Genomic DNA, 282 nt, shown 5'->3' with positions numbered 1-282 from the left:
GATCGGTGGTGGCCGGCGCGGGATCGGCGGCCGCCTGCGCGGCGGGCGGCGCGGTATCGGCCTCCTGGGTCGCATCAGGCTCGGGCAGGGCGGGCTTCTTGGCAGTCGTGCTTGTCTTCACTGTCTCGGACTTGTGTATCTGAGGATCAGGCTGCGCCGGCGGCGCGCTGCGGGCGTGGACCTCGCCCCCGGACGCGATGTCCGGCGACGCGGTATCCGTGGACGTGATCTCCCTGGCCGCGGTCTCCGTCGCGGTGCCGTTCTTCGGGGAGGCAGTGTCGC

1 protein-coding gene is annotated in these 282 nt (G+C 72.3%); it reads right to left on the bottom strand.

The genetic code is table 11. From position 1 onward, the window contains the following. Positions 1-282 (bottom strand): hypothetical protein (locus tag B8460_RS23040; RefSeq protein ID WP_048860382.1); only part of this gene is annotated, 282 nt, incomplete at both ends.

It is taken from the genome of Acidisphaera rubrifaciens HS-AP3 (assembly GCF_000964365.1).
Taxonomy (GTDB): Bacteria; Pseudomonadota; Alphaproteobacteria; order Acetobacterales; family Acetobacteraceae; genus Acidisphaera; species Acidisphaera rubrifaciens.
Note: the sequence above shows the minus strand (reverse complement) of the source record. Positions and strands in the feature narration are given on the sequence as shown.